Here is a 23,404-nt window from a genome sequence, read left to right as displayed (position 1 = left end):
CGGTTCCATCCGGGCGCAGCGACCGGCACCGCCGACTAGTGTGTAGGGGTTGATCACACCGGAGGCGACATGGACAACGGCTACCTGCCCGGCATCTACCAGCAGTTCCTCGACCGGTTCCCGGACGTGGCCGACGCCCAGGGCAACCTGGCCCGCACGATCCGGGAGAGCAACCCGTTCGACGACAAGACCGACCGGTTGATCAAACTCGCGATGGCCGTCGGCGCCGAGGCCGAGGGCGCGGTCCGCTCCAACGTCCGCAAGGCGTTGCAGCATGACGCCACCCTCGACGAAATCCGCGCGGTCGCCCTGGCCGCCATCACCACCTGTGGATTCCCCACCGCCATCGCCGCTCTGCGCTGGATCGAGGAAGTCGCCGAGGCCGCATGACAGCGCCCGGACAACCCATAGCTCCGTAAGGTCACTGAGACCCCGGCCACTCCAGTGGCACGTCCAGCGGCCGCGTGACATGGCCGCCCGCCGCGCCGGCCTGGCCGCCGCGGTATCCCCGACGGCTTCGACGGGATCGTCTCCGCCCTCAACCTGACGACCTTCGTGGTTTCAGCCACCCGGCACGGGATTCTGCGCCGATCGCCGCCCGGATCGGACTCCCCGGTCGTTCTTCTCTCCCCGGCCTGACCAGCGACGGGACAGTCCCGGACGAGGTCCCGTCCAGTCGGGCCGAAGGTCCCTACTGGCTGCCGTTTCACTACCGCATTCTGGTATCTAGCGTCCGTTGATGACCCGCCGGCGCAGATCATCGAACTGTGGAGACGACATGACCACCACACCCGTGCAGGGCACCAGGCGCGGCAGCACCGCCGGTGTGATGCTGGCCCTGGCGACGATCGGATTCGCCGTCAACTTCTGGGCGTGGGCGCTACTCAGCCCACTCGCGACCACGTTCACCACCACCCTGCACCTGAGTTCGTTCCAGCAGTCCCTGCTGGTGGCCGTGCCCGTCGTGGTCGGCTCGCTCGGACGCATCCCGATCGGCGCACTGACCGACCGGTTCGGCGGCCGGGTCATGTTTCCCCTGGTGTCGCTCTCCACCATCATCCCGGTGCTCTACCTGGGGCTGCTCGGCCACGACTCGCTCGCAGCGATCCTGGTCGGCGGCTTCTTCCTGGGCATCGGCGGCACCGCGTTCGCAGTCGGCGTGCCGTTCGTCAACGCCTGGTTCCCGCCTGCGCGCCGCGGTCTCGCCGTGGGCGTCTTCGGCATGGGCATGGGCGGCACCGCGATCAGCGCTCTGACCACGGTGAAGCTGGTCAACGCGCACAGCATGCAGACCCCGTTCCTGATCACCGCCGCCGTGCTGGCCGTCTACGCAGTCGTCGCCTGGCTGGTGCTGCGCGACGCACCCGACCGCGTCGTGCCGTCCACCCCCCTGACCGCCCGCCTGGCCGTCACCCTGAAGCTGCGCATCACCTGGCAGGCCGCAGCCCTGTATGCGGTCGCGTTCGGCGGCTACGTCGCCTTCTCGGTGTACCTGCCCACGTATCTGAAGAACGCGTACGCACTGACCCAGGCGGACGCCGCCAACCGGATGGCCGGCTTCGTTCTGCTCGCCGTGCTGATGCGCCCGATCGGTGGCTGGCTGTCCGACCGCTTCGCCCCCACCCGCGTGCTCGCCGCCACGCTCGGTGTCGTCGTGGTCGGCGCCCTCGTCCAAGCCTTCACGCCGGGCCTCGCACCACTCGGCACCATTGCTTTCCTGGGCATGGCGGCCGCGCTCGGCACCGGCAGCGGCGCAACCTTCGCCCTGGTCGCCCAACGGGCCCCGGCGAACCAGGTCGGCTCGGTCACCGGCGTGGTCGGCGCGGCCGGCGGACTGGGTGGCTTCGTCCCCCCGCTGGTCATGGGCAGCATCTACGGCAGCTACAACTCGTACGCGGTCGGTCTCGTCCTGCTCGCCGTGGTAGCCCTCGCCGCGCTGGCCCTGAGCGTGTTCTCGGTCGGCGGCCGCGAGCCCGCCGCCGCCTGAGCCGACCATGTGCGAATACTGCGGCTGCCAGGCCGTCACCGCGATCAACGAACTGACCCGTGAACACGACCTGGTCGTCAACATGATCGGCGAGGTACGGTCCGCCTACGCGGCGGACGACACCGACCGGATGGCCGCCCTCGCCCGCGGTATCGCCGCCGTGCTGGCTCCGCACACCGAAGTCGAGAAACACGGCCTCTTTCCCCTGCTGACCGACGAGTTCCCCGACCAGGTGGCCGCACTGGAAGCCGAGCACCGCCGCAATCGAGGCGGTGCTCGGCACCGCTGCCGCCGGGACGCCGACCGACCCGGCGTGGCCGGGACAGCTCATCGAGACGCTCGACCTGCTCCGCGAGCACATCCTCAAAGAGCAGGACGGGGTGTTCCCGGCCGCGCTGGCCAGCCTCAGCGGCACCGACTGGGACACGCTCGACGAGGTCCGGGCCAGGGTCGGAACCCGTGCCCTATACGGCTCGTCAGTCAAGGTACTCTTCGGACTCATTGATGATCACTCACCCTTTCCATCCATTGAAAGGTCAGCGCTTGACCGTGCTGTTTTCGCAGCGCAAGCGCACTGGGCTGTTCTTCGTGTGCGAGGTCGAGGGGAGGCGACGGGTCACGTCTCAGGAGTGGACCGACCGCGGCGTGCCTGCCTCGACCGATCGCCTCGCGGTGGACGGCTTGACGGCGGCGCGATCGCTGGTCGATGCGATCGAACCCAGCGGGACACCGCCCGGTAGAGGTGGCCGACACCGCGGATGACAGGGGTGACCGTCGGGGAACGGGAGCAGATGTCGGGTTGGGATCGTCGCCAGGCGGTGATGGCGGTGGCGAACATGGCCGAGTCGTTGCTGCGCGGCAGCGGGCAGGCCGGCGGTGAACCCGACGGCGAAGGTCAGCAGCTCGCATCTGTCGAGGCTGGCGATCGTGTATGTGCGGCAGTCGACGGTGGCGCAGGTGCGGTTCAACACCGAGTCGACCCAACGCCAGTACGGCCTGGTCGGCACCGCCGCCGAGTTCGGCTGGCTGGCCGAGCAGATCGTCGTCATCGACGCCGACCTGGGCGTGTCCGGCCGGTTCGGCGCCGAACGCGACGGCTACCGGCAGATCGTGGCCCGGATGTGCATGGGCGAGGTCGGCGCGGTGTTCGGCCTGGAGGTCTCCCGCTTCGGCCGCTCGAACGCCGACCTGACCCGGCTGATGGAGCTGGCCCGGTTGACCGACACGCTGCTGATCGACACCGACGGCGTGTACGACCTGGCCAACGTCAACGACCGCATCGTGCTCGGCCTCAAGGGGCAAATGTCGGAAATCGAACTCGATTTCCTGTTGGGGCGGTTGCATGGGGCGAAGCTGGCGGCGGCGCAGCGCGGTGAGCTGCGGCATCCGCTGCCGGTCGGGTTCGTCTACGACTACGACCACACGGTGGTCAAGGACCCCGACGAGCAGGTCCAACGGGCGGTCACCGACCTGTTCGCCGAGTTCGAGCGCACCGGGTCGGCGTTGGGGGGTAGTCCGCGCGTTCGCCGAGACCGGCCGGCTGTTCCCGCAGCGGGCGTGGGGCGGCGCCTGGGCGGGGCAGCTCAAGTGGGGCAAGCTGACCCATGCCCGGGTGCTGCAGGCGTTGAAGAATCCCACCTATGCCGGCGCGTACACGTTCGGCAAGACCCGCGAGGTGCGCCGGGTGCAGCCCGACGGCAGCGTCCGCTCCGCACGCCGCAAACGCGCCCGCGAGGAGTGGACGGTGGTGATCGAAGACCACCACGAGGGCTACCTGACCTGGGCCGACTACCTGGCCGTCGAGGCGAAACTGTCCGCCAACAACACCCAGAAGAACGCCCGGCCTGTGCGCGAAGGCACCGCGTTGTGCCAGGGCATCATCTTCTGCGGCGTGTGCGGGGGCCGGGTCGGCACCCGCTACGACCGAAGGTTACCTACAGCTGTCAGGTCAAGGACTCCGCCCGTACGCCGCAGTGCCGCAACTTCTCCGCGACGGCGGTGGACGACGCGGTCGCGGCGTTGTTCCTGGACACGATCACCCCCGAGCAGATCGGGGTGGCGGTGACCGCGGCCGAGGAGGTCGCCGAGCGGCACACCCGCAGCCACCGCGCCGCCGAACTGGCGGTGCAACGGGCCCGCTACGAGGCCGACCGCGCCGAGCGGGCTTTCAGCAATGTGGAGCCGGAAAACCGTTTGGTGGCAAGGACTTTGGAGTCGCGGTGGGAGACCAGACTCGCCGCGCTGACCGAGGCGCAGGCCGCGCTGGCCACCGCGCAGGCCGCCAAACCGGCCTTGCCTGCCACCACCTCGTTGCAGGCCCTCGCCCAGGACCTGCCACGGCTGTGGCACGCCGAGACCACCAGCCCGCGCGACCGCAAACGGCTGCTGCGCAGCCTGATCGCCGACGTCACCCTGCTGCCCGAGCCGGATGCGCACACCATGCGCATCGGGGTGCGCTGGCACACCGGCGCCACCGACGAACTGGCCGTCGCCCGCCCCGGCCCCGGCCGCACCCCCGACGCGGCGCTGGAGTTGATCCGCCGCCACGGCGCCACCCACGCCAGCGCCGAACTCGCCGACCTGCTCAACTCGGCTGGGCTGGCAACCGGCAAAGGCAAGCCGTTCACCGCGGGAGGCGTCGCCCGGGTCCGCGACGCCTACAGGATCTTCGGACCGCGCACCGTCGCCGTCCACGACGGCGAGGTCAGCGTCAAGCAGGCCGCCGCCGACCTGGGCATCCCCGCCGCCGCCGTCTACAACTGGCTGCGACTCGGCCAAGTACCCGCCCGACGCGGCCCCAGCGGACGCTGGTGCATCCCCTGGGATCCCGCCACGCAGGAGATCTACCGGCAGAAGGTCACCGGCTCCTTCCGGCTCAAGCCGGTCCCCACCGGCACAACCAACCACAGCCAGGACTGACTGTCCAGGCCAGCGCCGGTCGGGGGTGACCCCGACCGGCTGCATCAAAGCGCGCAGGAACTGCGGAGGTACTTCGTGGCCGGTTGGCCTTGGCCTATTTAATGGATCATGCGGAGTGAGGCGACGCCCGAGGCGCAGCCTTCAGCGCAAGGTGATCGCGTTCTTGGCCCGCTCGGCCGACTCGGGCGAGGGCGGGCCGCCCGGGTTTTCGGTCGCCAGCGCTTGGTTCAGCTCGACGAACGGGCGCATCCGGCGGTCGTATGCGGTAAATCCGGCTCGATGGTCGTCACCGGCCGCGGCCAGTTCGGCGGCCAGCACGTAGGCGCCGACCAAGGCCAGGCTGGTGCCCTGGCCGGAGAGCGGCGAGGGGCAGTAGCCGGCGTCGCCCAGCAGGGCAACCCGGCCGGTGTGCCAGGACGGCATCCGGGTCTGGGCCATCGCGTCGAAGTAGAGGTTGGGCGCCTGCCACATCGCGTCGAGCAGGCGCGGGGTCTCCCAGCCGACGTGGGCCAGGCGTTCCTGCAGCAGGCGTCGCGGGGCGTCCGGGTCGCGCCGGTCCCACACGATCGGCGGTGACTCGAAGCCCAGGGTGACCCGGATCTCGGTGTTGTCTCGAGCCGAGTAGATCGCATAGCCGACGCCGTCGGTCTTCAGCCAGACCTGCCACTCGTCGAGGTCGAGGAAGTTGGGTGCGGCGAACACCCCGAGGTACGCGCCGAGGTGATGGACATACCGCTCCTCTGGCCCGAAGGCGAGCCGCCGGACCGCCGAGCGCAGGCCGTCGGCGCCGATCACCAGGTCGAAGTCGCGCGGTTCGGCCCGTTCGAAGGTGACCCGCACCCGGTCGCCGGTCTGGTCGAGCCCGGTGATCGAGTCACCGAACACGTAGGTCCCCTTGGAGTGGGCGCTGAGCAGGCCGGCCAGGTCCTCGCGCAGCACCTCGATGTCGGGGCCGTCGAGGCGGCCGCTGCTCCACGCCTCCTCGGTCGAGCGCATCAACTCGACGCCGGCGCCGTCCACCATGGACATGCCGCGCATTCTGGTCCGCATCGCGCGCAGCTCTGGCAGCAGACCCATCCGGTCGATCACGTCGAGGGCCGTGCCGCGGACGTCGACCGCCTGGCCGCCCGGGCGGATGGCGGGGGCTCGTTCCACGACCGTCGGTTCGAAGCCGTGATGGTGCAGCCAGAAGGCGAGGGCGGGGCCGGCGATCCCGGCGCCCGAGATGAGTACGGTTCGCATGACCCGGAACGTACGGCGTACGCTGCCGTGCGGAAAGGATATGGCGCTTCCCTGCGATAAGACAGGACAGCTGTGTATCAATACAGGCAGGCACCCTACCAACGGATCGCCGACGCCCTGCAGCGGCAGATCGTGAGCGGTGAGCTGGCCCCTGGCGACCGACTGCCGTCGACACGCGCGCTGGCCGCCGAATGGCAGGTCGCGCCGGGCACCGCGGCCAAGGCGCTGGCCGAGCTGCAGCGCCTCGGCGTGGCCCGCGCCCAGGCCCGGGTAGGCACCGTGGTCATGCCGCCGAAGACCGCGCGTGCCAGGCAGCCGGCGAGCCGGCAGCTCAACCGCGAGCATCTCGTCCAGGCGGGCATGGCGATCGCCGACGCCGAAGGGCTGGACGGGCTGTCGATGCGCACGGTCGCGGCCCGGCTCGGCGTCGCGACCATGTCGCCCTACCGATACGTGAGCGGGCGCGACGAGCTGATCATGTTGATGGCCGACGCCGCATACGGCGAGGGCCGCTATCCAGCCCGGCCGCCAGCGGGGTGGCGGCCCCGGCTGGAGATCAGCGCGCGCCTGCTCTGGCGGCTCTACCGACGGCACCCCTGGCTGGCCCGTCTGGGCCCGCTGGGCCGGCCGTTGCTGCTGCCCAACCTACTGCGCCACGCCGACTGGATCGCGGCCGCGCTGCACGGCCACGGCCTGAGCGCTGAGCGGATTCTCGACCTGCACATCCTGCTCTACAACCACGGCCAGGGGCTGGCCGCGAACCTGGAACGAGAGGCCCGCGCGCAGGCCGACAGCGGGCTGACGGCCGAGAACTTCGAGCACACCCAGGCGGCCGAGCTGCAGGGCATCGTGGCAGACGAGCGCTACCCGCACTTCGCCGAGATGCTGGCCGGGCTGGACGGCGGCTACGACTTCGACCTAGATGCGCTGTTCGAGTTCGGGTTGCACGCCCTGCTCGACGGGTTCGCCCGGATGATCGACGGTTAACCTGAGCACCCACTGCCTGTCCGCCTCGGTCCCACTTGTCGACAGCAAACAACCCACGCAGTAGCCTCCAAGCCCGACAACTCTCGCCAGAAACAACTTGAAGACAGAACCGTCCGCAATCCGAACAACGTTCACAGGGAAGGCAGCATGAAGCGCCCGTCGGCACCCTGCTTCCCGCCGAGGACGACGCCGCATTCGTCGATCGGGGCCGTGCGGCACATCCGACGAAGGACCGCGGCACGGCGACGACCCGGTGATGAACTGGGCAACAACGTCGTGATCGACTATGGCCTCCGGAGTCGAGACGAGCGCTCCGCTCTGCGCCAGGCAGCAGCAGACCCGGGTGCGACGATGGAGATGCGCTACTTCGAACTCAGCCCAGCCGAGCAGCGGAGACGACTCGATCAGCGCCATGCCGAAGCGCCACACACGACCTGACCCGTGTCCGAGGAGGAACTCACCGAGTGGGCTGCCAACAGGAAGCGGCCTGAGCCGTCGGCGGAGGCTCAGCCTCGACGCTGAGCCTGTGCGTCCTGGCCGTCGAGCACCGCCGGTCCTGACCTCCGGGGGGACGGCTCACCCACCCACGCCCTGACGCGAGCGGCCCCGGAAGACCCGCCGGAGAGCCAGGTACGTGGCACCGCCGGCCAGCACCCAGGGCGCCGCCACGATGATCGGGTCGAGCAGGTGGTGCGGGCGGTCCACCCGCCTGCCGCGCAGGCGCGACGAGAGCCCACGGTGGGTGAACTCGCTCAGCACACCCGTCTCGGTGAGCAGGTTGTCGGGGTGACGGGTCAGGAACGAGCCGAGGGTGCTCTCCACCGTGTCCACCCGGTCCGCCGCGAGCAGGAGCAGCCAGTGCGCGGCGCGTCCCTCGCTGTACCGACGGTAGGAGTACCGGCGGATGACCCCGGACAGCCCCTTGGGCGGGCACGACGTGCCGAAGACGGGGGTGAGGAACCTGTGCTCGACCGACCTCTCCCGCGGCCATTTCTCGGGCTGCCGCTCGGGGAACTCCCAGTGCACGCCGTTGAGGTTCACATCGAAGCGCTCCTTCGGCACCGAGGGTCGGTCCTTCGGGTCCAGGTCGACGCCCCAACCGGGGATACGGGCGCGCAGTTCGTCGCTGGATTCGGCCAGTTTCGGCTTGTCCGGTGTGTAGGGCATGGTCGGGCTCCCGGTCCGGTCAGGCGGCGTTCGGAATGATCAGCGGCTTTATGCAGCCGTCGAGCTTGGCGGAGAAGATGTGGTAGGCCTCGTCGATGTGCTCCAGCGGGATCCGGTGGGTCACGATGTCGCTGGGCTTGAGGTACCCGTTGCGGATGTGCTCGAACAGGCGCGGCCACTGCCGCTTCACCGGGCACTGGTTCATCCGCAGGGTCAGTCCCTTGTTCAGCGCGTCGCCGAACTTGACTGCGCTGAACATCGGTCCGTACGCGCCCATCACCGAGATCGTGCCGCCCTTGCGTACCGAGTCGATCGCCCAGTTCAGGGCGACCGGCGAGCCGCCCTGAAGCTTCAGCTTCGCGGCGGTGACATGCTGCAGGAAGTTGCCGTCCGCCTCGGCTCCGACGGCGTCGATGGCCACATCGGCACCGAGGTGGTCGGTGATCTTCTTCAGGTGGACGACGATGTCCTCGTACTCCGCGAAGTTGTACGTCTCGGCGTGGGCGAACGACGCCGCCTTCTCCAGCCGGTAGTCGAGGTGGTCGATGACGATGACCCGGCCGGCGCCCATCAGCCAGGCCGACTTCGCGGCGTACAGGCCCACCGGCCCGGCACCGAAGACCACCACCACGTCGCCCTCGACGATCTCGCCGAGCTGAGCCCCGAAGTAGCCGGTGGCTAGTGCGTCGGTGAGCAGGACGGCGTCGTCGTCGTCCATCCACTCGGGGATCGGACTCGGGCCGACGTCGGCGAACGGCACCCGGACGTATTCGGCCTGACCGCCGTCGTAGCCGCCGCAGGTGTGCGAGTAGCCGTAGATGCCGCCCACGGCGGTGGCGTTGGGGTTGACGTTGTGGCAGTTGCTGAAGAGCCCGCGGGCGCAGAAGAAGCACGATCCGCAGTACACGTTGAAGGGGACCATCACCCGGTCACCGGGCTTGACGTTACGCACCGACGGACCCACCTCGTCGACCACACCGACGAACTCGTGACCGAAGGTCATGCCGACCCGGGTGTCCGGCATCATCCCGTGGTAAAGGTGCAGGTCCGAGCCGCAGATGGCCGCGCGGGTCACACGTACGATCGCGTCGTTGGGGTGTTCGACGGGTGGGCGGTCCTTCTCCTCCACCCGCAAGCGGTAGGGGCCGCGGTAGACCATTGCTCGCATTGGCTGCCTCCTGTGCCAGCGGGCCGGATGTCTGGCTTCGGGTTCGTTCGGAGCACTGCGAGTGGTACCCGTGCATTTTGGTGACAAACCGTCGCCGCTACCGGCCGGTCCGCCGTCGGCTCGGCGAGTGGCTGGGCGTCGTGCAGGGGCGCACGGGCCGACCGGCCCCGGGCTGAACGCCAGTTTGACGCCCGGACGAAAGACCCGCTGATGAGGCATGCAATGACGGCGGCGGCGCACACCGAGTGGTTTCCTACAGCAGTCAGACCGCGAGTATGAGCAGACAGACGCGGACGGGAGCTTCCCGAGGCGGCGCGCCGGCATGCCGGGCGCTCGTCCGGGTACCTGCCGACGGTGACCTTCTCGATCGCCGCGCGGTGTCCGCGTACCGGTCAGCTCGGGGTGGGAGCTCTGACGGCCAGACCCGCGGTCGGCAAGCTCGTCGCACACGTGCACTCCGGCGGTGGGGCGGTGGCGACCCAGGCAACCCCCAACCCGTTCCTGGCCTACGACGGCCTGCCGCTGCTCGGCGAGGGCCGTTCTCCACAAGACGTCCTGGCCGAGCTGCTTGCCCGGGACCCGGGCCGCGAGGTGCGGCAGGTCGGCATGGTCGACCGCCAGGGTCGGTCGCACGCGTTCACCGGTTCCCTGACGAAGGACTGGGCGGGGCACCGCATCGGCCCGGGTTACGCGGTGCAGGGAAACCGTCTGGTGGGCCCGGAGACCCTCACGGAAATCGTCCGGGTGTTCGGGGGCAGCCGGGAACTCGACCTGGCGGAGCGGCTCGTGTTGGCCATCGAGGCCGGCGAGGAGACCGGCGGTGACCGGGACGGGGCACGCTCGGCGACCGTCACGGTGATCGGCGACCAGCCCTACCCGCTCTGGGACGTACGGGTTGACGACGCCGAGCATCCGGCACTTGAACTGCGCCGGCTGCACGGCGTCTTCCAGGAGGAGGTGCTGCCCACCATCCAGTGGTTGCCCACCCGTGACGACCCGATGGGCGAGGCCGCCCGACAGGCCCTCGAAACACAGGGGGGACACCGGACGCTGTCGGACGTCGTCAATCAGGGAGCGACGACGGTGGCTGACGACGCCCTGTGAGCAGACGGTCGAGCGTCATGCGTCGCAGACGCCCGGTCGGCCGGCAGTGCGGTGGCGCATCCGGCCGTCGCCGAACTCGACATGATCGCCAACGGGATCCGCCGCGGCCCGGGGGACCGCCACGTTCACCGAACTCGCCCACGCAGTCTGACCAGCGCCCGCTGACACGGCTCGGCGTGCCCGCCGATCCGCCAACGCGACAGACCATCTGGCGGTCACGGCGAGTTCGCCGGCTTGGCCTTCTGCGGGTAGATCGTCTCGTGCCGGGCCAGCATGGCGACGAACTCGCCGATCTTCCGCTCGCGGGTCTCGGCCCGTTTGACGGCGTTGATGCGGTGGATGAGGGCGAACCGGTTGGTCTTGGTGAGGATGTCGAACATGGCCTGGGCGGCGGGGTCGGCGGCGATGGCGGCGAGCAGGTCGGCGGGCATCTCGGCTTCCGAGGGCGGGGCGTAGGCGGCCGCCCACCGGCCGTCCGCCTTCGCGGCTTCCACCGCGGCGCGACCGGAGGGCCGCATCCGCCCCTGGGCCTCCAGCCGGGCCACGTGGGCGACGTTGCGTTGCGACCAGGAACTGCGGGGCCGGCGAGGGGTGAACCGGATCCAGGAGCTTTCCTGGTCCCGTTTCCGGGCCTGCCCGTCGATCCAGCCGAAGCAGAGGGCTTCGTCGACCGCCTGTTGCCAGGTCAGGGTGGTGACCGTGCCGCCCTTCCTGGTCAGGGCGAGCCAGACGCCGGGCGACGTGGCGTGGTGGTCCGACAGCCAGGCGCGCAGCGCGTCGGCGTCCGCGACGATCAACTCGTCCAGTTCGGCGCTCGTCATGACGGCAGGCTATCGCTGCGCCGTCGCCGCACGCAGCCTCCGCCTGTGGGTCGGCCCGCCTCGCGGACAGCCCGGCAGAGCGTCGGGGCGGCACCTCGATGCCCACGTCGGTGGCGACGTCGGGCCGGCAGACAGGATCCTTCGCAGGAGGGGGCGTCCGTCGGCCCGGTCGCCCGCGTCGCCGACAGGTGCGATCGGTGTGGGGCCGGGTGTCCTCGTCGTGTCGGGCGGTGGGCGGCTGCTGCTACAACCTCCGGTATGAGTGCGGAACCGGACGTCACGAAGGCCCGGGGCGGCCCGTCGATACCCGGGCGGCCCCTCCTGGGGCAGCTCGGCGCGGTCTGGTTGCTCGGGTCGGCGCTGCTGACCACCGCCGTCCCCGCGCTGGCCCCGCTGCTCTTCGTCGGTTGGGGCGCGGTGCTGGTCGGTTCGCTGGTCGTCCTCGTCCTCGGCGTCGGGCTGCTGTGGCTGATTGCCCGGTCCACGGCGTCCGTCACGGTCCTCGGCGCCCGTCCCGGCCTGTGGGCGCTGCTGGTCCTCGTCGGTGGGCTGGCCCTGGCCCGGCTCGGCTGGCGCTGGACCGACGAGGTGGGGCTCGGCGTCAGCTCCGACGCGACGCTCACCCTGCTCCTGGGCGGCGTGCCGTACGTCCTCGTCGCCGGGCTGCTGCTGCGCGGTTGGCGGCCGCGGGTCGCCGCGGGGCTTGCCCTGGTCGGCCTCCTGGGCTTCGGCCTGGTCGCGCTCGCCGGTTCCGGCCCCGACGAGGTCACCGAGCGGCTGCGGTACGCGGCCCAGGACCGCCGGTTCGCGTACGTGCTCGAGGTCCCCGGATACCGCCCCGTCGACCCCGCGTACGGGGGCGGACTGGGCGCCGGGGAGTTCGTGCCCGCCGACCCGGCCGCGGTGCCGCCGGCACGCCACGTCAACGTGATCGCGGGCCCGGTCGTCGGCGAAGCGCGGGGGGAGTGCGGCCAGCCGCACCTCGACGCCGCTCCGGCGGCAGAGAGCTGCGCCACCGAAGCGGGCGGGGCGGTCTATCTTCGCGGGGTCGTCGAGCACGGATACCAGGTGACCCGCGGCGACCACGGCGTCGTCGTCCTCGGCTCGCTGGCCGTCGACCGGGACCTGCTGCGCCGCGCCACCCGCACGCTACGCCCGGCGACCGCCGTCGACCTGCCCACCGAGGAACGGCCGGCCGACCTGTTCGTGGTCGACCTGCCGGGTTACCGGGCCCAGCCACTCGGCATCCCCCGGGGCGTGGGCTACGCTCCCGCCGACCACACCGGCGGTGCCGCCAGCGTGCGCGTGGCGCTGCACGTCACGTTCGCCGGGCAGGACCCGTGCTTCCAGGCCGCCTGCACGTCCGAGGGCGCCGGGCTCACCTACGTCCGGCGCGAGGACAGCCACACGTACGTGCTCCGCCGGGGTGATGTGGACGTCGGTGTCACCGGCGGTGTCGCCGTCGGTCGGTCGCTGCTGCGGGATGCGGCGCTGGCGGCCCGTCCGGCGAGCGAGGACGAACTGCTGCGAGCCCTGCCCCCGCCGCCCGACCGGGATCTGCTGGACCGGCTGCGGGCCTGGCTGCGGACCCGCACCTGACGGCTGTGCCGATCGCCTCGCCCGTTGCCGTCGCCCCGTCCCGTGCCCGCCAGCGGTCAGCGTCACGACCGCCTGGCGGTACGTCCGGGAAGCCGTCGACCTGCTCGTCGCGCACGTCGGGGACCCGCACGCGGCAATGCGGCGCATCGCCCGGCTCGGCGTGGGTCTCGAACCCGAGGGAGACACTGACCGGGTGGCGTCGATCTTTTCAGTCCCGGTAGCCGTTCCGGTGGATGCCGTCCTGCCGGGGCGCGCCGTACGAGCCTGGGAACCCGTCGCCGACCGGCACGGTGCGCAGCACCGCGGTCGGAGCGTCGGCCATGCCCCCACCGGCCGGCGCCGACAGTTGGGTCGTCGGGGGAACACCCGCCGCTGCCACCGCGTCCGGTGCGTTCCGCCGCCGCACCACGACCAGTGCGAGCGCGCCCAGGCCCGCTGCGACCAGCAAGCCCCCCAGGAGGAGGAACAGCGACGAACTGCCTCCCTCGTCGCTGACGGCCTTGAGGGTGGGCGGCGCAGCCGCGGGGGTGTCGTCGCCCGCCGCGGCGACAGGGCTGGGCTCCGCCACGGGCGACGGCGACTTCCTGGCGGGCGCTGCCACCGCGGCGAGGGTCAGCCGCACGGTCACGGCGTCACCGGCGCCGCCCCGTACGGTCGTGCGAGCGGGGCGGTAGCCGTCCACGGCCGCGCGGACCGTGATGGGGCCCTCGGCGATCGTCCTGCCGGCGCTCGACGTGATCGAGAACTGGCCGCTACGGCTGCTGGTCGTCCGGTACTCGTGCCCGGCGCTGTCCCGGATGGTCAGGTCCACGCCGCCGATCGCCTTTCCGTCGGCGTCGCGGACCCGGCCGGAGACCCCGCTCACCCCGGCCGCCGGCTTGTTCCCGCCGGACGGCGCCGCACCCGGGCCGTGGACATAGACCATCTTGTGGGCAAAGCTGTTCTGCCCGCCGAGCCGCACGCCGACCGAGATGTTGAGGCCGGTGGTCTCACCCGGGCGAGCCTCGGGGGCGACGAGCGTCGTGTCGAAGGTCTGGCTCCGGCCGGGTCCGAGGTTCGGCTCCACCCGGCATCCGGTGGCGCATCGCAGGCCGCCACCGATCACCACGATGGCCGTCTCGGCCCGGCTTCCGTTGTTGGTGACGCGGAACCGCAGGCGTACCGTCTCGTCGGGTTTCACGTTCTCCGCCGACACGCTCAGGATGCGCACGGTCTCCGGGGCGGCCGTCGCGGGTGCCGCCGACATCGCGAGCGTCGCCCCGGTCAGCGTGATCAATGCGGCCGCCCGGGCCCATCGGACACTTGAGCGCGTCGTCACTTCCCACCACCTTCTCCGACAGCAGGCGACACCGGTCGATGGCGCCGCGGGCCACTATGCCGTGTCCGGAACGGGTTGCGCGACCCACCTCCGACGTCCGGCCGCAGGACCCGACCGTGCCAGGTACGGGGTTGGCGGCAGGACAGCTCCACTGCGGACCGGTGCTGTCGTCCCTACGACTCCCGTACGCGGTTACGGCGGTGGTGGACGATCAGCGCGACCCCGCAGAGCACGACCACCAGGCCGAACGCCGAGCTGATCCACTGGTTGTCCCCCGTGGTCGACAGCACCACGTTGGCCGCCCCGCTGACGAAGAGCACCAGCCACAGCAGCGGGCGTAGCAGGCCGCCCGGCTTCTTCGGCGCGGCGACCGGGGCCTCGGTGATGCGGTACGGATCGGTCATGACTGCCTCCTTCGGCGAACGTTCCTCGATGCCGTCAACGCTAGGCGGGCGGCGCGGCGGGGACGATCCCGCCAGCTCGACGGCCCTGGTACAGCAGGCTGTACCTTCCGCCGGGCTTTGCTGGACGGGGCCGGCGGTGGCCTATGTTGGCGGGGGAGGTGGGTCGATGGCGTACGTGCGGGGCCGGGTTCGCGCCGCGGTCGACGCCCTGGAGCACCTCGTCGGAGGGCTGGGCACCGCCACGCTGGCGCTGGGCGCGCTGCTCTGGGCGGCGATCGTGGCGGTGACCTGCCTGGGCGGGGTGGGGCTGCTGGCGGCGCCCGGTGCGTTGCGGGCGGTGCGCTCGGTGGCCGACCGCGAGCGCGCCCGGCTGTCCCGCTGGGGCGGGCCGGTCCCGACGCCGGGGCCGGTGCCGGCCGGGCTGCGGACGGCGGCGCGCGATCCCTTCGTGCGCCGGGAGCTCGGCTGGGTCGCGTTGTACTCGCTCATCGGCCCGGTGACCGGGCTGGTCGGCCTCGCGCTGCCGATCTACGCCGTGCAGGACGCCACCTTCCCGCTGTGGTACCGGCTGATCCCCGCCGACGCCGGCGCGCCGGGGATCGTCTGGTGGCGCATCGACGGATTGTCCGAGGCACTCGCGGTCGGGTTGCTCGGGGTGGGCTGGCTGGCCGCCGCGATCTGGTTCAGCCCGGCCCTGGCCCGTCTCCAGGCATGGCCGGGCCGGTGGCTGCTGCCTCCGCCGCCGGGCGTCGACCTGTCGCTGCGGGTGGCCGAGCTGACCGCCACCCGCGCTGCGGCCCTGGACGCCCACGCGGTCGAACTGCGCCGGATCGAGCGGTCGCTGCACGACGGCACCCAGAACCGGTTGGTCGCGGTCAACGTGTTGCTGGGCGCCGCGCGCAGGGCCGTGCGTCGCAATCCGGACCGCGCCGACGAGATCCTCGGGCAGGCGCAGGACGCCGCCGAACAGGCACTCGGCGAGCTGCGTACGGTGGTGCGCGGGATCCTGCCGCCTGTGCTGGACGACCGGGGTCTCGCCGGTGCGCTGGCGGGCCTGGCCGGCAGCTGCGCGGTGCCCTGCCGACTCGAGGTGGACGTGGCCGTGCGGTGCGCGGCCTCGGTCGAGGCCACCGCGTACTTCGTGGTGGCCGAGGCGCTGACCAACGTCGTTCGGCACAGCGGTGCGAGCCGGGTGGACGTGGCCGTGCGCCGCGAGCGCGCCCGGTTGCTGGTGAGCATCGAGGACGACGGGCGCGGCGACGCGGACGAGGCACGTGGCTCCGGGCTCACCGGCATCCGCCGACGGGTCGAGGCGTACGACGGCCGGATGACACTGACGAGCCCACCGGGAGGGCCGACGAGAATGGACGTGGAGCTGCCGTGCGGATCGTGATCGCCGAGGACGACCCGCTGCTGCGTGAGGGGTTGGCGCTGCTGCTGCGGGCGGAGGATCTGGACGTGGTCGCCACGGCCGGCACTCCGGGCGAGTTCCTGGCCGCCGTCGACGAACACGCGCCGGACGTCGCGATCGTGGACGTACGGATGCCGCCGACCCACACCGACGAGGGCATCGTGGCCGCGGTGGAGGCCCGCCGGCGCCGTCCCGGCCTCGCGGTGCTGGTCCTGTCGGCGTACGTGGAGCAGGCGTTCGCCACCGACCTGTTCTCCGTCGGCGCCGTCGGGCTCGGCTACCTGTTGAAGGAGCGGGTGGGCCGGGTCGAGGAGTTCCTCGCCGTGCTGCACCGCGTCGCAAACGGCGGCAGCGTGATCGACCCGGAGGTGGTGGCGCAGTTGCTCGCCGGCAACCGCCGGACGGACACGGCGCTGAGCGAGCTTACGCCGCGTGAGCGTGAGGTGCTGGGGCTGATGGCCGAAGGGCTGGGTAACAGCGCGATCGCCGAGCGGCTGTTCGTCACCGACGGCGCGGTGCACAAGCACATCCGCAGCATCTTCTCGAAGCTTCAGCTTCCGCCGGACGACCACGCCGACCGCCGGGTCACCGCGGTGCTGCGCTACCTGAACGGCGATCGGCGGTAGCGCCTGCTGTACCCGGACCTGGCAGCCCGCGGGATGGTCGCCGTTCTCCCACGTCAATAGCGTTTCTGGTGCGCGCAGTTCTTGGGCGAAGACACGGAGAGAGGCCACCAGAATGCCGGATCATCCGGGACAGACCATCGAACCGGCGGTACGCGTCGAACGACTCACCCGCGTCTACGGCGCCGGCCGTAACCAGGTGACCGCGCTCGCGGGCATCGACGTCGGCTTCGACCGGGGCACCTTCACGGCGGTGATGGGACCCTCGGGATCCGGCAAGAGCACGCTGTTGCAGACCGCGGCCGGGCTCGACCGGCCCACCTCCGGCCGGGTGGTCATCGGAGGCACCGAGCTGTCGGGGCTGTCCGAGACGCGCCTGACCGAGCTGCGCCGTACGCGGATCGGGTTCGTCTTCCAGGCGTTCAACCTGATCGGCGCGCTCACCGTCGAGGAGAACATCGTGCTGCCCCTGCGCCTGGCCGGCGTCCGTCCGGACCGGGCCTGGCTGACCCGGGTGGTGGAGCGGGTCGGCCTAACCGACCGACTGCACCACCGTCCGGCGGCGCTCTCCGGCGGCCAACAGCAGCGGGTGGCGATCGCCCGGGCGTTGGCCACCCGCCCTGAGGTGATCTTCTCGGACGAGCCCACCGGAGCCCTCGACTCGCGGACGGCGGGGGAGGTGCTGACGCTGCTTCGCGCGGTCGTGGACGAACACGGGCTGACCGTGGTGATGGTGACCCACGATCCGATCGCCGCGTCGTACGCGGACCGGGTGCTCGTGTTGGCCGACGGTGCGATCGTCGCCGATCTTCCGCAGCTCGGCGCCGCAGGTATCGCCGAGCACCTGGCGTCGCTGGATCGGCGGGTCCTCCGATGACCGGGCTCGCCGCCCGCCTGCTGCGGCACCGCGCCGGTCCCGCCAGCGCGACCCTGCTAGCCCTGATCGTCGGCGTGCTGATCCTGGTGGCGATGGGCACCCTCGTCGAGTCCGGGCTGCGTTTCCGCGCGGAGCCACGGCTCTGGGCGACGGCCGACGTGGTCGTCGCCAACCGCACGATCAGCCACACGTTCCGGGAGTTCGACGGCGGCACCACCACGAGCACTGTCACGCTGCCCGAGGGCGGCACGGTGGACGCGGCCCTGGTGGGCCGGATCCGTCAGGTGCCGGGCGTCGCGGCCGTCACCGGCGACGACGGGGTGCTGATCGGTTCACCCGCCGCGGTGGGGCACGGTTGGGACACCTACGCCTTCACCGGTCGTCCCATCGCCGCCGGCGCCGCGCCACGGACCGACGACGAGGTGCTGGTCGACACCCGGCTCGGCGTGGCACCCGGCGACCGCGTCGACCTGGTCGTCGGCGGGGTCGGGCGGTCGTACCGGGTGAGCGGAACCGCCGAGACCGGTTCGGCGGCGGTGTTCTTCACCGACGCGCAGGCCGCCCGGTTGTCCGCCCACCCGGGCCGGGTGGCCGCGATCGGCGTGCGGATGGCGCCCGGCGCCGACCTCGGCGTGGTACGCGAGATCGCGTCGGCGGCCGGCGCCGCGACGTACGCCGGGAAGGACCTCGGGACCGTCGAGCAGTCGGAGAACCAGGCCGCCCGGAGGTTGCTGGTCGAGGCCGGGTCGGCCTTCGGGGGCTACGTCGTCCTGCTGATCGTCTTCGTGGTGGCCGGCACCATCGGGCTGTCCGTGCGGCACCGTCGACGTGACCTGGCCCTGCTGCGCGCGGTCGCCGCCACGCCGGGGCAGGTGCGCCGCATGCTGGTCGCCGAGGCCGCGCTGCTCGCCCTGGTCGGCGCAGCGGTGGGCGGCCCGGCCGGGGTGCTGGCGGCCCGTTGGGTGCACGGCGAGCTGGTCGGGCGGGGGTTCGTGCCGGCCAGCTTCCCGATGGCCGGCGGCCTGTTCGCGGTGCCGGCCGCGGTCGGTACGGCGGTCCTCGTGGCGGTGCTCGCCGCGCTGGTCGCCGCGCGTCGGGTCACCGGGATCAAGCCGATCGAGGCGCTCGGCGAGATCGCTGTCGAGCCCCGGCGTAGCGGCCGGGTGCGGCTGATCGCCGGCGTGCTGACGCTGGCGGCGGCCGGCACCTCGGGGGCGTTCACGCTCGGTGCCGGCGGGTCGACCGGGGCGCTGGCCGGCGCGGTCGGCATGCTGTACCTGTTCGTCATCGCGGTGGCGCTGCTCGCCCCGAGGATCAACGCGTACGCGGCCCGCCTGCTCACACCGTTGTTGCCGCGGGTCTGGCGGGCCAGCGGCTACCTGGCCGCGGCCAATCTGCGGGCCAACGCGCAGGGCATGGCGACCGTCCTGACCGCCCTCGTGCTGTCCGTGGGGTTCGGCGGCTCGGTCTGGTTCCTGCAAACCAACCTGGAACGGCAGACCGCCGCGCAGAGCAGCGCGGGAACCCTCGCCGAGCGGGTGCTCGTCGCCCCGGGTGGGCTGCCGGCGGATGCGGCGGGGGAGATCCGCGAGTTGGCCGGGGTGCGGGCGGCCACCGGTGTGCGCCGTACGCAGGTCGTGGTGCGGGCGCTCGGCGGAATCGAGCCGGTCAGCGCGCAGTCTGTCGACCCGGCGGGCGTCACGTCCACCATGGACCTCGCCGTGCGCGAGGGCAACCTGGCCGACCTGCGCGCGGGCACGGTCGCCCTGTCCGCGACACAGGCGTCCTCGTCCGGCTGGGAGGTCGGCGAGCGGGCGGAACTCTGGCTGGGCGACGGCACCCCGGTCACGTTGGACGTCATCGCGATCTACGACCGTAACCTCGGCTTCGGCGACGTCACACTGGCTGCCGAGACGGTCGCCGGGCACACGGCGGGGGATACCGACGACGAGGTCCTGGTCCGCGCCGGCCCGGAGGCCGACACCGCGTTGGCCACGTGGGTGGCTGGGCGACCGGGCACCGAGGTTCTCGACGCCGCCACCCGCACGCGCCTGATGAGCACCGACCTGGCCCTCGGCGCCTGGCTGAACCGGCTGCTGATCGGCGTGATGGTCGGGTACGCGGCGCTGGCGGCGGCCACCACGATGGTGCTGGCGGCGCTGGCCCGCCGCCGCGAGATGGCGTTGCTGCAACTGGTCGGGGTCACCCGCCGTCAGATCCGGGGAATGGTCCAGGCCGAACAGGCCGGGCTGCTCGGCACCGCGGTGCTGATCGGCGCGACGATCGCGGCGCTGACCCTGAGCGCGGTCGTCAACGGATTGACCGGCAACCCGATCCCGTACGTCCCGCCGCTCGGTGGGGTGGCGGTGCTCGGCGGCACGACACTGCTGGCGTTGGCAACCACGGTGTGGCCCGTCCGGCGGCTGCTCGGCGCCCCTCCGATCGACAACATCGGTGTGAAGGAGTAGGCGTCGTCGGTGGGGTTCTCGGCTCATCCGCCGTCCGGGATTTCGCCCTCGGCGTGCAGGCGGAGCCGAACTCCTTTCGCAGATCGACGAGCCGCGGCTGTCCCCGGGACCGCGGCGGTGTCCCCCGATTGCGGACCTTTATCTCTCCCGCCTGGCGAGCTGATGATCCGCCCATGGCAACCGATGAGGCTGAGGCCGGGAGTTACCTCTTCCAGCCTCTGCGGTACGAGAACCCGTTCTGGGGCGAGGCCATGCCGCTGATCGTCGATCTCACCAACGCGACGCTCTCCGTGTGGGAGGACGCGACCGACAACGTCGATCTGGCGGTGGTCAAGGCGGTCACCGGCGTGGGCGGTGCGGTGGCGCTCTGGCGGGCGTATCAGCGGGATGCCGACGACGGCGTCGCGCCCGTGCGCCGGGTGTACGTCGTCGAGGCCGGGGACCCCGACGTGGTTCCTGACCTGGCGGCGGCGGTGGCTGCCGCCGGTGCGGACGACGCGGTGGTCGAGTGCTTCCCGACCGGAGGGGCCGGTTCGCCGCTCGCCGCGGCGGCACTCTGCAACTCGGCGCTGCTGTGGGCCGCGAGCGCCGGCGAACCCGTCAGGATCGCGCAGCTTTTCGACCACGATGATCCGGAGACCGGACCGGCGTGGACGGACGACCACCCGTTGCTCGGCGGTGCCGAGGCGGAGGCGGTGCTGGCGTATCTCGACAGCGGCACCGAGATCGTGTCCACGACCGACGTGATGGTCGATTTCCGGGATCCGGCCCGGGGCATGGTCGTGCCGATGAGCTTCAGCACCGATGGCAGGTGGGTCTGGATCGACGCGGTCGCCTACTACCTGCGAAGCCATGGCCTTGCGCCGGAGCCGGAGTTCCTCGACCACATCCGCCAGGCGCGCGTCGTCCCGGCGCCGGTGCCGCTGGTTGACGCCCACCGCGTTCTCGCCGCCCTGGTGATTCCGCAGGCCGAGGAGCCCCCCTTCGAAGCGTCCGGTGTCGGATGAAGAGGGGATTTGCCGGTGACCCCGGTGAGGCGGGCAGGCGTCGTTCGTGAGCGACAGGGCAGGGGAGATGTGACGTGGGAGTGCTGCAGGATTGCGACGAGCTCCTCAGCCCGGTGGGACCCGGCATGGTCCTCTACCGCACCAACGCCAGCGGCGAACGCGTAGACGAGCGGGTGAATCAGCTCGCCGAGCAGGTCACGGTGCCGCCCCGCGACGTTGCGATGCTCGTTTCCGAGCCGGCCACCAACGCCGAAGGCCTTCCCGGGTACCTGCACGGGCTGGTGACCCAGGGCGTGCAACTGGTGGTGATGCCGTTTGACCCGGTGACCTTCACGTTTCTCGACCTGGACGGTTCGGCGCGGGTACAGGACCGATTGGGCGTCGTCGTCGGCGTGCCGGAGAGCGCCGTCGGCGGTCCCGTGCCGGAGGACCTCGCCGACCGTCTGGCGCCGGTCGATGCGACGGGCCGGATCGAGAGGACCGGGCGGCCGCCGGCGGCTTATCGCCTGCTGCCCGCGGGTCTGGTGACGGACCGCCGGCAGCTCGCCGGGTTGGCCACCGAGCCGCCCTCGGTGGCCAGGCTCATCCGCCATCTCCCGCCCGGTGGAAGCCGGACGGCCGGTGACGGTGCGCGGACGGGCGACCTCTCCGCGCTGGCCGGCGTCTACTACGCGATCTTCGGCGATCTGCCCGGACTCTCCCTCGCGGGCCTGCTCGCCTCCGCGGGCCCGCTCTCCCGGCCGGGCCTGCACGCCGCCCTCGGGGCAGCGCCGAAGCCGATGTCGTTCAGGACGGTGCTGGGGGAGTTCGAGTCCGGCCTGGCGGCCGCCGCCCTGGTCCACCCGCCGCACGGCGCTCCGGTGGCCGATTCGTTCTGGCTGGTCAGGGACGGCGCGGGGGCGCTGTGGTGGGCGACCGGCAACCAGCGGCTCGAACCGGTGGTTCTCGACGGGGCCGTCGACCGGAGGACGGCGGTGCTGGAACACCCGCACAACGAGATCGTGCTGATCGGGCCGGACGGGGTGCCGTACGAGCCCGAGCTGGCCGTTCGGGAGACGTGGGCACCGCGCGCGGAGGTAACGGACCGGACCGGTGAGCTGATCCTGCTCGGCCCGGAGGGTCGTTCTCCCGCGTTGGGCGAACTCATGGCCGGACTCGAGCAGCACAACAGGCCGACGATCGTGGTCAGCGTGCGACGTGGCGCCGCGCTCGAGGGAAGGTCCAGGTTGGATCCGCTGATCGCCGAGAGTCTGCGATTCGCCCTGGCGAAGCACCCCGAGATCGCGGTGGTGGCCGCCACCGAACGCAACGACGAGCTCGAGTTTCTCGTTGCCGACCAGTACGGACGGTCGTCGGTGCAGCCAGCGACGGTCGGTCTCGGCCGTGGATGGGACGTGCAGGGTGGCCGGTCGGTGCATCGTGAGCTGTACCGCACCCTCACCGGGGGCGCGCTGACGCGAGCCGCGGCATTCGCCGATCCGCCGGGACCCGGTCCATCGGAACTGGTCGGCGGGCTCCTCAAGCAACTGACGTGGAAGGACGTGGCGGCCTTTCTCGACGAGTTCAGAACCGGGTTGCGTAGGCCCGAGGTCGTCCGGGAACTGGCTGATCTGCAAGCAGCCGACCGGGCAAACGGTGAACGGCTCGACCGGTTCGGGAAGGGCCGGATCAAGGACGATCCCTTCTACCAGCGCGACCGGATCCTGGGTGGCATCAAAGGTGTGATCGAGCAGGAGCAGCGGGCGGCGGCCGATCCGACGCTGGCCGGCAAAGCCCCACTGGAACCGCAGCACCCGTGGCCGACCGAGCCGATCCGGCGGCATACCCAGACCGCCGACTCCGGTTTGTTCATCGGCTACCTCACCGGACGCCCGCTGGACGCCACCCGGCTCGGCAGGGAGGTCGGCCGCCGCGAGACGACCCTGCTGTGGGCGCGGGAGCTGGTCGAAACCGGCAGCAGCGGCGACCTGACGAAGGCCAGCATGACCAGGGTGGCCGCGGTGATGGGTGCCAAGGGTGAGCTCGAGGGTGAACGGGCGGCGCGTCGCCCGGGTGAACCCGAGACCTACCGCGCGTACGGCGGCATCGCCGAGATCATCGCCGACGTCACCGACCGTGGGGAAACGGTGGACGACATGAGAGACCGGATCAGGGCTGCCGACTGCCTCACCGGGCAGGATCGTGTCGCCTGGCACTACATCCTGCGAGACGTCGTCAAGCGGGCCTACGCGGCGCACTGGCCGACGTTCGAGAAACTGCAGCGGCACCTCCTGACGTGCTTCGACAGGAGCTCTGCGTAATG

21 protein-coding genes and 2 pseudogenes are annotated in these 23,404 nt (G+C 71.6%); 17 read left to right on the top strand and 6 right to left on the bottom strand.

Translation table 11 applies throughout. The features are described 5' to 3' along the window. Positions 1–69 precede the first annotated feature (69 nt). From ACQ452_RS17900 to ACQ452_RS17875, 6 genes and pseudogenes are all read left to right on the top strand, one after another. Complete coding sequence (locus tag ACQ452_RS17900) at positions 70–390, top strand: carboxymuconolactone decarboxylase family protein (RefSeq protein WP_433386069.1); 321 nt, start codon at positions 70–72, stop codon at positions 388–390. A gap of 388 nt (positions 391–778) precedes the next feature. Next, positions 779–1,987, top strand: a complete 1,209-nt coding sequence (locus tag ACQ452_RS17895; RefSeq protein WP_433386066.1) for an MFS transporter — start codon at positions 779–781, stop codon at positions 1,985–1,987. A gap of 7 nt (positions 1,988–1,994) precedes the next feature. Then, positions 1,995–2,492 (top strand): hemerythrin domain-containing protein, encoded by a 498-nt coding sequence (locus tag ACQ452_RS17890; protein WP_433386063.1) that lies wholly within the window; start codon positions 1,995–1,997, stop codon positions 2,490–2,492. Next, positions 2,492–2,749 (top strand): DUF5372 family protein, encoded by a 258-nt coding sequence (locus ACQ452_RS17885; protein WP_433386060.1) that lies wholly within the window; start codon positions 2,492–2,494, stop codon positions 2,747–2,749. Before ACQ452_RS17890 ends, ACQ452_RS17885 begins: the two co-directional genes overlap by 1 nt. 114 nt (positions 2,750–2,863) lie before the next feature. Continuing rightward, positions 2,864–3,304 (top strand): annotated as a pseudogene (locus ACQ452_RS17880) (recombinase family protein); the annotation flags it as partial. Positions 3,305–3,329: 25 nt separating this feature from the next. Next, positions 3,330–4,052 (top strand): recombinase family protein, encoded by a 723-nt coding sequence (locus ACQ452_RS17875; protein ID WP_433394197.1) that lies wholly within the window; start codon positions 3,330–3,332, stop codon positions 4,050–4,052. A gap of 995 nt (positions 4,053–5,047) precedes the next feature. On the opposite strand, the gene ACQ452_RS17870 is transcribed toward ACQ452_RS17875, so the two are convergent. Then, positions 5,048–6,148, bottom strand: coding sequence for an FAD-dependent monooxygenase (locus ACQ452_RS17870; RefSeq protein ID WP_433386057.1), 1,101 nt, complete (start codon positions 6,146–6,148; stop codon positions 5,048–5,050). A 72-nt stretch (positions 6,149–6,220) separates the two neighbouring features. On the opposite strand from ACQ452_RS17870, the gene ACQ452_RS17865 reads away from it, so the two are divergent. Both ACQ452_RS17865 and ACQ452_RS17860 read left to right on the top strand, forming a co-directional pair. After that, positions 6,221–7,135 (top strand): TetR/AcrR family transcriptional regulator C-terminal domain-containing protein, encoded by a 915-nt coding sequence (locus ACQ452_RS17865; RefSeq protein ID WP_433386054.1) that lies wholly within the window; start codon positions 6,221–6,223, stop codon positions 7,133–7,135. 147 nt (positions 7,136–7,282) lie between these two features. Continuing rightward, positions 7,283–7,573, top strand: coding sequence for an AAA family ATPase (locus ACQ452_RS17860; protein WP_433386052.1), 291 nt, complete (start codon positions 7,283–7,285; stop codon positions 7,571–7,573). A gap of 138 nt (positions 7,574–7,711) precedes the next feature. On the opposite strand, the gene ACQ452_RS17855 is transcribed toward ACQ452_RS17860, so the two are convergent. Together ACQ452_RS17855 and ACQ452_RS17850 are read right to left on the bottom strand one after the other, a co-directional pair. Continuing rightward, on the bottom strand, positions 7,712–8,302 hold the full coding sequence (locus tag ACQ452_RS17855; RefSeq protein WP_433386049.1) for a hypothetical protein: 591 nt from the start codon (positions 8,300–8,302) through the stop codon (positions 7,712–7,714). A gap of 19 nt (positions 8,303–8,321) precedes the next feature. Next, positions 8,322–9,470 carry a zinc-dependent alcohol dehydrogenase gene (locus tag ACQ452_RS17850; RefSeq protein ID WP_433386046.1) on the bottom strand — a complete coding sequence of 383 codons (1,149 nt, stop codon included), beginning with the start codon at positions 9,468–9,470 and terminating at the stop codon, positions 8,322–8,324. A gap of 354 nt (positions 9,471–9,824) precedes the next feature. Between ACQ452_RS17850 and ACQ452_RS17845 the strand changes: the two genes are divergently transcribed. Beyond that, positions 9,825–10,574, top strand: coding sequence for a DUF1028 domain-containing protein (locus ACQ452_RS17845; protein ID WP_433386043.1), 750 nt, complete (start codon positions 9,825–9,827; stop codon positions 10,572–10,574). 215 nt (positions 10,575–10,789) lie between these two features. Here the strand turns inward: ACQ452_RS17845 and ACQ452_RS17840 are convergent, their stop codons facing one another. Further along, a complete protein-coding gene (locus tag ACQ452_RS17840; RefSeq protein WP_433386040.1) occupies positions 10,790–11,395 on the bottom strand; it encodes a YdeI/OmpD-associated family protein in 606 nt (201 codons plus the stop codon). A gap of 258 nt (positions 11,396–11,653) precedes the next feature. Between ACQ452_RS17840 and ACQ452_RS17835 the strand changes: the two genes are divergently transcribed. Beyond that, a complete protein-coding gene (locus tag ACQ452_RS17835; RefSeq protein WP_433386037.1) occupies positions 11,654–12,994 on the top strand; it encodes a hypothetical protein in 1,341 nt (446 codons plus the stop codon). 55 nt (positions 12,995–13,049) lie between these two features. Beyond that, a pseudogene (locus tag ACQ452_RS17830) lies at positions 13,050–13,151 on the top strand (IS5/IS1182 family transposase); the annotation flags it as partial. A gap of 51 nt (positions 13,152–13,202) precedes the next feature. Here ACQ452_RS17830 and ACQ452_RS17825 read toward each other — a convergent pair. Further along, entirely contained in the window at positions 13,203–14,312 is a 1,110-nt protein-coding gene (locus ACQ452_RS17825) for a carboxypeptidase regulatory-like domain-containing protein (RefSeq protein ID WP_433386034.1), read from the bottom strand. Positions 14,313–14,485: 173 nt separating this feature from the next. Next, positions 14,486–14,716 carry a hypothetical protein gene (locus ACQ452_RS17820; protein WP_433386031.1) on the bottom strand — a complete coding sequence of 77 codons (231 nt, stop codon included), beginning with the start codon at positions 14,714–14,716 and terminating at the stop codon, positions 14,486–14,488. 166 nt (positions 14,717–14,882) lie between these two features. Between ACQ452_RS17820 and ACQ452_RS17815 the strand changes: the two genes are divergently transcribed. The 6 genes from ACQ452_RS17815 (at position 14,883) to ACQ452_RS17790 (ending at position 23,402) form a co-directional block, all read left to right on the top strand. Then, on the top strand, positions 14,883–16,109 hold the full coding sequence (locus ACQ452_RS17815) for a sensor histidine kinase (protein ID WP_433386028.1): 1,227 nt from the start codon (positions 14,883–14,885) through the stop codon (positions 16,107–16,109). Next, positions 16,097–16,753: a response regulator gene (locus tag ACQ452_RS17810; RefSeq protein ID WP_433386025.1), complete on the top strand. Its 657-nt coding sequence runs from the start codon at positions 16,097–16,099 to the stop codon at positions 16,751–16,753. Before ACQ452_RS17815 ends, ACQ452_RS17810 begins: the two co-directional genes overlap by 13 nt. A 112-nt stretch (positions 16,754–16,865) precedes the next feature. Continuing rightward, positions 16,866–17,627 (top strand): ABC transporter ATP-binding protein, encoded by a 762-nt coding sequence (locus tag ACQ452_RS17805; protein ID WP_433386022.1) that lies wholly within the window; start codon positions 16,866–16,868, stop codon positions 17,625–17,627. Next, a complete protein-coding gene (locus ACQ452_RS17800) occupies positions 17,624–20,095 on the top strand; it encodes an FtsX-like permease family protein (protein WP_433386019.1) in 2,472 nt (823 codons plus the stop codon). The genes ACQ452_RS17805 and ACQ452_RS17800 overlap by 4 nt, the downstream gene beginning before the upstream one ends. A 173-nt stretch (positions 20,096–20,268) precedes the next feature. Continuing rightward, positions 20,269–21,102 carry a hypothetical protein gene (locus tag ACQ452_RS17795; protein ID WP_433386016.1) on the top strand — a complete coding sequence of 278 codons (834 nt, stop codon included), beginning with the start codon at positions 20,269–20,271 and terminating at the stop codon, positions 21,100–21,102. A 200-nt stretch (positions 21,103–21,302) separates the two neighbouring features. Next, positions 21,303–23,402: a hypothetical protein gene (locus ACQ452_RS17790; protein ID WP_433386013.1), complete on the top strand. Its 2,100-nt coding sequence runs from the start codon at positions 21,303–21,305 to the stop codon at positions 23,400–23,402. Positions 23,403–23,404: the final 2 nt, after the last annotated feature.

Source organism: Micromonospora sp. KLBMP9576, assembly GCF_050941805.1.
Classification (GTDB): Bacteria; Actinomycetota; Actinomycetes; order Mycobacteriales; family Micromonosporaceae; genus Micromonospora.
The sequence above is the reverse complement of the archived record's forward strand: the minus strand, read 5'-3'. Positions and strand labels throughout refer to the sequence as shown.

What these genes read in the sequence shown, in the direction of transcription:
- ACQ452_RS17895 (WP_433386066.1), top strand. Translation starts at nt 779, where the DNA reads ATGACCACCACACCCGTGCAGGGCACCAGGCGCGGCAGCACCGCCGGT.
- ACQ452_RS17835 (WP_433386037.1), top strand. Translation starts at nt 11,654, where the DNA reads ATGAGTGCGGAACCGGACGTCACGAAGGCCCGGGGCGGCCCGTCGATA.
- ACQ452_RS17900 (WP_433386069.1), top strand. Translation starts at nt 70, where the DNA reads ATGGACAACGGCTACCTGCCCGGCATCTACCAGCAGTTCCTCGACCGG.
- ACQ452_RS17850 (WP_433386046.1), bottom strand. Translation starts at nt 9,470, where the DNA reads ATGCGAGCAATGGTCTACCGCGGCCCCTACCGCTTGCGGGTGGAGGAG.
- ACQ452_RS17800 (WP_433386019.1), top strand. Translation starts at nt 17,624, where the DNA reads ATGACCGGGCTCGCCGCCCGCCTGCTGCGGCACCGCGCCGGTCCCGCC.
- ACQ452_RS17815 (WP_433386028.1), top strand. Translation starts at nt 14,883, where the DNA reads ATGGCGTACGTGCGGGGCCGGGTTCGCGCCGCGGTCGACGCCCTGGAG.
- ACQ452_RS17795 (WP_433386016.1), top strand. Translation starts at nt 20,269, where the DNA reads ATGGCAACCGATGAGGCTGAGGCCGGGAGTTACCTCTTCCAGCCTCTG.
- ACQ452_RS17890 (WP_433386063.1), top strand. Translation starts at nt 1,995, where the DNA reads ATGTGCGAATACTGCGGCTGCCAGGCCGTCACCGCGATCAACGAACTG.
- ACQ452_RS17860 (WP_433386052.1), top strand. Translation starts at nt 7,283, where the DNA reads ATGAAGCGCCCGTCGGCACCCTGCTTCCCGCCGAGGACGACGCCGCAT.
- ACQ452_RS17885 (WP_433386060.1), top strand. Translation starts at nt 2,492, where the DNA reads ATGATCACTCACCCTTTCCATCCATTGAAAGGTCAGCGCTTGACCGTG.
- ACQ452_RS17840 (WP_433386040.1), bottom strand. Translation starts at nt 11,395, where the DNA reads ATGACGAGCGCCGAACTGGACGAGTTGATCGTCGCGGACGCCGACGCG.
- ACQ452_RS17855 (WP_433386049.1), bottom strand. Translation starts at nt 8,302, where the DNA reads ATGCCCTACACACCGGACAAGCCGAAACTGGCCGAATCCAGCGACGAA.
- ACQ452_RS17820 (WP_433386031.1), bottom strand. Translation starts at nt 14,716, where the DNA reads ATGACCGATCCGTACCGCATCACCGAGGCCCCGGTCGCCGCGCCGAAG.
- ACQ452_RS17805 (WP_433386022.1), top strand. Translation starts at nt 16,866, where the DNA reads ATGCCGGATCATCCGGGACAGACCATCGAACCGGCGGTACGCGTCGAA.
- ACQ452_RS17870 (WP_433386057.1), bottom strand. Translation starts at nt 6,148, where the DNA reads ATGCGAACCGTACTCATCTCGGGCGCCGGGATCGCCGGCCCCGCCCTC.
- ACQ452_RS17875 (WP_433394197.1), top strand. Translation starts at nt 3,330, where the DNA reads ATGGGGCGAAGCTGGCGGCGGCGCAGCGCGGTGAGCTGCGGCATCCGC.